The following is a 1,805-nucleotide window of genomic DNA, read 5'->3' on the forward strand; positions in this document are numbered from 1 at the left end:
CTATATATTCAAATATTGCGGTGTTGTGCAGAGTGTTGTGAAGTATCAATGAGTATGAGTGAACTAAAAAAGCTCTCTGAAACAGCATTATCATAACAATAACCTTTGTCTAGAAATAATATTTTTTGTACTCAGTAAAAATCTCTAATTTTTAGAGGTGTATTGTGATCCTTGATCGCTATAAGCAGATTTGCGCCTATCAATAGCCATATCTATGCCTATCAACTAAATCTATTATTGCCAACCATCCTTCATTGGTTTTTATGTACCTAAACCCATATCTTGTTTGGTTGATCAGTGGTGAAATTCTGATTCAATATGTTATAACTCTATTTGTGGTTTTAAACCTTCATCTAAGCTTAGCTTGAATGCCATTTTTCTGCATAACATTGTTTTGATTTTACCTAAAGCCTTTAATTCAGTTTAGGAGCTCCGTACCTGCATTGTGATGCTTTTCTTTGTATGAGCTCTTCTCTTATTGTTTTTTTTCTGAGTAATCCATCTATACAAGCAGATACGTTCAAAAACCTTCATAATTCCCGTGTTTTATAGCAATTTTCATGTTCTTTTATAAAAACTCTTTTTGGTTTGCAAAATATCCCAGGGCTTTTTTTAAAATGTCTCTTTCTCTCGTTACTCTTGCCAGCTCTTTCTTTAAATCAAACTTTTCTTTGTCACAAGTTCCTTTTCCTTGGTTCCAGATATTGTATGTTTTTACCCACCTGCTTAGCCGCTAATACCCAAATCTCTTCCTATTTTTGCTGATGATTGACCTGTTTCTTTTTCCAGTCTTCATTTTTGCATTCTGCTGTATGTTCTCTTCTTTTTGTCATATCACACCTCTTTGAAAAAACTTCTTTACTTCCTCTCTACTTTTTCTGGGTAAGGTCAGTTTGTCACCAAAGATACCACTTATTACACACTTTGGTACTGTATCACTAAAATGGAATAAATGGGTCAGTGTAAATGATAACGTTATACCAATATGGAATAAGCGTAGTGAAGTAATACAAAGACTACTAGCGCAAACTTGTGAATTATGTAAATCACAAGAGCAAATTGAGGTACGTAAACTTACTGATCTGCGAAGTAAAAATAATACTATAGCTCTTTTCATAATAGTCCGAAAAGCTTATAGAAAAGCGGAATCAACAGCATGACGAAAAGATGTGAATAGAGGGATGTTTTTCCTAGCTCTGTTTTTTATAGCAAACCAATGATGCTCAATTTTGTTAAAATCGGGAGAATAAGGCGGTAGATATAAAATTTCTGCGCCAACTCCTTTAGCAAATTCAGTAATCTTATTAGACTTATGAAAAGTAGCATTATCAAGGATAACAGTTTGTCCAGGTTTCAAAATCGGTGTCAGAAACTGCTCAAACCATTTATTAACATATTACAGTGGCCTTCAAATGTTAACGGAACAACTATTTTCCTGCCGTTTAAGGCTGCAATCATACTGATTCGTTGAATTTTTTTACCAGATTTTAGAGCATAAAACCTCTGTCCCTTCTGGCAATATCCATAAGGGTAGTCCTCGGTGTTATCAATGCCAGACTCATCTATATAAACTAAGTTTTGAGGTTCTTTTGTTGCTATAATTTTCAAAAATTCAGCGCGTTTTTCTTCGTCCCTTTCTTTGTATCCATATGTCTTTTTTTGCGTGTGAGTCCAATTTTTTTAAGAGCTCGATGAATCGTTGGGATACTAACATTGCTCCAAAGCTTAGCCATTTCCGATAGAGTTTTTCCACCATATTTTTTAGCAAATTCAGTAAATTTATTCCAGTCAGTAATTTTGTGATT

Annotated in this window: 1 protein-coding gene and 2 pseudogenes; 1 reads left to right on the forward strand and 2 read right to left on the reverse strand. The window is 34.0% G+C overall.

Features of this window, described 5'->3' with window-relative positions; all coding sequences use genetic code 11:
- Nucleotides 1-23 precede the first annotated feature (23 nt).
- A pseudogene (locus tag Wcon_RS13635) lies at nucleotides 24-833 on the reverse strand (transposase family protein); the annotation flags it as partial.
- A gap of 60 nt (nucleotides 834-893) precedes the next feature.
- Between Wcon_RS13635 and Wcon_RS10450 the strand changes: the two are divergent.
- Complete coding sequence (locus Wcon_RS10450) at nucleotides 894-1,160, forward strand: hypothetical protein (RefSeq protein WP_179947525.1); 267 nt, start codon at nucleotides 894-896, stop codon at nucleotides 1,158-1,160.
- On the opposite strand, the pseudogene Wcon_RS10455 reads toward Wcon_RS10450, so the two are convergent.
- A pseudogene (locus Wcon_RS10455) lies at nucleotides 1,133-1,805 on the reverse strand (IS630 family transposase); the annotation flags it as partial. The gene Wcon_RS10450 and the pseudogene Wcon_RS10455 sit on opposite strands and share 28 nt — an antisense overlap.

The organism is Wolbachia endosymbiont of Cylisticus convexus (genome assembly GCF_003344345.1).